Source organism: Streptomyces anatolicus, assembly GCF_019400875.1.
Lineage (GTDB): Bacteria > Actinomycetota > Actinomycetes > Streptomycetales > Streptomycetaceae > Streptomyces > Streptomyces anatolicus.
In genome coordinates this window covers 1-4265 of the sequence record NZ_WMBF01000512.1, presented here as the reverse complement: position 1 = coordinate 4265, position 4265 = coordinate 1, and the positions used below count along the sequence as shown (strand labels likewise).

The window sequence follows — 4265 nt, the reverse complement described above, 5'->3', positions numbered from 1 at the left end:
GGTCTGATCCGCCGCTGACGGTGTCACCTCCTACAATTGCCCGGCAAGCCCAGCGAGAAGGCGGTACCGGAACGTGGCAGCTTTGAAGACGTCCACTCCCTCGTCCATCGAAGGCAGGATCGCCGAGGAACTCGGCGTGCGGGAGCGGCAGGTGAAGGCCGCCGTCGAGCTGCTCGACGGCGGTTCGACGGTGCCCTTCATCGCGCGCTACCGCAAGGAAGCGACCGAGATGCTCGACGACGCGCAGCTGCGCACGCTCGAGGAGCGGCTGCGCTATCTGCGCGAGCTGGAGGAGCGGCGTGCCGCGATCCTCGACTCGGTCCGTGAGCAGGGCAAGCTCACCGAAGAGCTCGAGGCGCGGATCCGCGAGGCCGACACCAAGGCCCGCCTGGAGGACATCTACCTGCCGTTCAAGCCGAAGCGGCGCACCAAGGCGCAGATCGCCCGCGAGGCCGGTCTCGAACCGCTGGCGGACGGACTGCTGTCCGACCCGGGCGTGGACCCGCTCGCCGCCGCGGCCGCGTTCGTGGACACCGACAAGGGCGTCGCCGACCCGCAGGCCGCCCTGGACGGGGCGCGCGCCATCCTCGCCGAGCGGTTCTCGGAGGACGCCGACCTCATCGGCGAGCTGCGCGAGCGCATGTGGACGCGCGGCCGGCTCGTCGCGAAGGTCCGCGAGGGCAAGGAGGAGGCGGGCGCCAAGTTCGCCGACTACTTCGACTTCGCCGAGCCCTTCAAGGAGCTGCCCTCGCACCGCGTCCTCGCCATGCTGCGCGGCGAGAAGGAGGAGGTCCTCGACCTCGTCCTGGAGCCCGAGGAAGCCGACGCCTCGCCGGGGACTCCGTCTTCGTACGAGGGGATCGTCGCCCAGCGCTTCGGCATCGTCGACCGGGGCCGCCCGGGCGACAAGTGGCTCAAGGACACCGTGCGCTGGTCCTGGCGGACCCGCATCCTCGTCCACCTCGGCATCGACCTGCGGCTGCGGCTGCGTACGGCCGCCGAGGACGAGGCGGTGCGGGTCTTCGCGTCGAACCTGCGCGACCTGCTCCTCGCGGCGCCCGCGGGCACGCGCGCGACGCTCGGCCTCGACCCCGGTTTCCGTACGGGTGTGAAGGTCGCCGTCGTCGACGCCACCGGCAAGGTCGTGGCGACCGACACGATCCACCCGCACGTCCCCGCCAACAAGTGGGACCAGTCCCTCGCCACCCTCGCGAGGCTCGCCAAGGAGCACGCGGTCGACCTGATCGCGATCGGCAACGGCACGGCGTCCCGCGAGACGGACAAGCTCGCGGCCGAACTGATCGCGAAGCACCCGGAGTTGAACCTCACGAAGGTGATGGTCTCCGAGGCGGGCGCCTCCGTGTACTCCGCGTCGGCGTTCGCCTCGCAGGAGCTGCCGGACCTGGACGTCTCGATCCGCGGCGCGGTCTCCATCGCGCGGCGGCTCCAGGACCCGCTCGCCGAGCTGGTGAAGATCGACCCCAAGTCGATCGGCGTCGGTCAGTACCAGCACGACCTGTCGGAGGTGAAGCTGTCGCGCTCGCTCGACGCGGTCGTGGAGGACTGTGTGAACGGCGTGGGCGTGGACGTGAACACCGCGTCCGCCCCGCTGCTCGCCCGCGTCTCCGGCATCGGCGCGGGCCTCGCGGAGAACATCGTGGCGCACCGCGACGCGAACGGCCCGTTCAAGAGCCGCAAGGGCCTCAAGGACGTGTCCCGGCTTGGCCCGAAGGCGTACGAGCAGTGCGCGGGCTTCCTGCGCATCCGCGGCGGCGACGACCCGCTGGACTCCTCCAGCGTGCACCCGGAGGCCTATCCGGTGGTGCGCAAGATGGTGAAGTCGGTGGGCGGTGAGGTCTCCTCGCTGATCGGCAACACGGCGGCGCTGCGCTCGCTGAAGCCGGACGAGTTCGTGGACGACGCCTTCGGTCTGCCCACCGTCACCGACATCCTCAAGGAGCTGGAGAAGCCCGGGCGCGACCCGCGTCCCGCCTTCAAGACGGCGACCTTCAAGGACGGCGTCGAGAAGATCTCCGACCTGGCCGCCGGGATGGTGCTGGAAGGTGTCGTCACGAACGTGGCCGCGTTCGGGGCCTTCGTGGACGTGGGCGTCCACCAGGACGGTCTGGTGCATGTCTCCGCGATGTCCAAGACGTTCGTCAAGGACCCGCGTGACGTGGTCAAGCCGGGTGACATCGTCAAGGTGAAGGTCATGGAGGTCGACATCCCTCGCAAGCGGATCTCGCTGACGCTGCGTCTGGACGACGAGGCGAGCCCTGCGGGCGAGACCGGCGGGGAGCAGCCGAAGCGCGGCGGGCGTCCGCCTCAGCAGCGGCGCCAGGGGCAGGGCTCGGGCCAGGGCGGTCAGCGGCAGGGCGGTCAGGGCCCGCGCGGGGGCCAGGGGCAGCGCGGCGGTGCGGGTCAGGGGCAGCGCGGGCAGAAGCCGCAGCGGCAGGGGCCGCCGCCCGCCAACGACGTGATGGCCGAGGCGCTGCGCCGGGCCGGTCTGGTCGACCCGAAGCAGCGCTGAGCGCTTGGGGCGGCGCTGAGCGCTCGGGGCGCTGAGCGCTTGGGGCGGCGGAGGTCAGAGTGACAGCTCGGTCACTCTGCCCTCCGTCACCTCCAGGCGGCGCGTCACGCTGACCGCGTCCAGCATGCGGCGGTCGTGCGTGACGAGCAGCAGCGTGCCCTCGTAGGACTCAAGGGCCGCCTCCAACTGCTCGATCGCGGGCAGGTCGAGGTGGTTCGTCGGTTCGTCGAGGACCAGGAGGTTGACGCCCCTGCCCTGGAGCAGGGCGAGGGCGGCGCGGGTGCGTTCACCGGGAGAGAGCGTCGCCGCGGAGCGCAGCACGTGCTCCGCCTTCAGGCCGAACTTGGCGAGCAGGGTGCGGACTTCCGCCGGCTCGGTCTCCGGCACGGCCGAGCAGAACGCGTCGAGCAGGGACTCCTCGCCGTGGAAGAGGGCGCGGGCCTGGTCGACTTCACCGACGAGTACGCCCGAGCCGAGGGCCGCGTGGCCCGCGTCCAGGGGGACACGGCCAAGGAGGGCGCCGAGCAGCGTCGACTTGCCCGAGCCGTTCGCGCCGGTGATCGCCACGCGGTCCGCCCAGTCGATCTGGAGCGTGACGGGGCCCAGGGTGAAGCCGCCCCGGCGCACCTCCGCGTCGCGCAGGCTCGCCACGACCGCGCCCGAGCGGGGCGCCGCCGCGATCTCCATGCGCAGCTCCCACTCCTTGCGGGGCTCCTCGACGACGTCCAGGCGCTCGATCATGCGCTGCGTCTGGCGGGCCTTGGCGGCCTGCTTCTCGCTGGCGTCGGCGCGGAAGTTCCGGCCGATCTTGTCGTTGTCGCCGCCGCCCGCCTTGGCGGCCTTGCGGCGGGCGTTCTTGACGCCCTTGTCGGCCCAGGAGCGCTGCATCTGGGCGCGGCCCTGGAGCGCCGACTTCTTGTCGGCGTACTCCTCGAACTCGTCCCTGGCGTGGCGGCGGGCCACCTCCCGCTCCTCCAGATACGCGTCGTAGCCGCCGCCGTAGAGGTTGATCTGCTGCTGGGCCAGGTCGAGTTCGAGGACCTTGGTGACGGTGCGGCTGAGGAACTCGCGGTCGTGGCTGACCACGACCGTGCCCGCGCGCAGGCCCTTCACGAAGCTCTCCAGGCGGTCCAGGCCCGCCAGGTCGAGGTCGTTGGTCGGCTCGTCCAGGAGGAACACGTCGTAGCGGGAGAGCAGGAGCGAGGCGAGGCCGGCGCGGGCCGCCTGGCCTCCGGAGAGCGAGGTCATCTCCTGGTCGAGGCCGACGGTCAGGCCGAGGGAGGCCGTGACCTCCTCGGCGCGCTCGTCGAGGTCGGCGCCGCCGAGGGCCAGCCAGCGCTCCAGGCTGTCCGCGTAGGCGTCGTCCGCGCCGGGGGTTCCGTCCACGAGCCCCTGGGTGGCCTCGTCCATGATCCGCTGGGCCTTCGCGACGCCGGTGCGGCGGGCCAGGAACGCGCGGATCGTCTCGCCCGGGTGGCGGTCGGGCTCCTGGGGCAGGTGGCCCACGGAGGCACCCGGGGGCGACAGCCTCAGCTCTCCCCCCTCGGGGGTGTCCAGACCGGCGAGCAGCCGCAGGAGGGTGGACTTGCCGGCACCGTTGGCGCCCACCAGGCCGATGACGTCGCCGGGGGCGACGACGAGGTCCAGGGCGTCGAAGAGGGTGCGGTCGCCGTGGGCGGCGGTGAGGGCTTTGGCGACGAGAGTTGCGGTCATCAGGGGGGTCATTCTACGGGTG

The 4265-nt window shown here is 71.9% G+C and carries 2 protein-coding genes; one reads left to right on the top strand and one right to left on the bottom strand.

Features of this window, described 5'->3' with window-relative positions:
• Window positions 1-73 precede the first annotated feature (73 nt).
• On the top strand, window positions 74-2530 hold the full coding sequence (locus GKQ77_RS28535) for a Tex family protein (RefSeq protein ID WP_219691828.1): 2457 nt from the start codon (window positions 74-76) through the stop codon (window positions 2528-2530).
• Window positions 2531-2584: 54 nt separating this feature from the next.
• Here GKQ77_RS28535 and GKQ77_RS28530 read toward each other — a convergent pair whose 3' ends face one another.
• A complete protein-coding gene (locus GKQ77_RS28530) occupies window positions 2585-4243 on the bottom strand; it encodes an ABC-F family ATP-binding cassette domain-containing protein (protein ID WP_219691827.1) in 1659 nt (552 codons plus the stop codon).
• Between the last annotated feature and the right edge of the window lie 22 nt (window positions 4244-4265).

Excerpts from the sequence above, each read along its gene's own strand:
- GKQ77_RS28530 (WP_219691827.1), bottom strand. The coding sequence starts at position 4,243 with ATGACCGCAACTCTCGTCGCCAAAGCCCTCACCGCCGCCCACGGCGAC.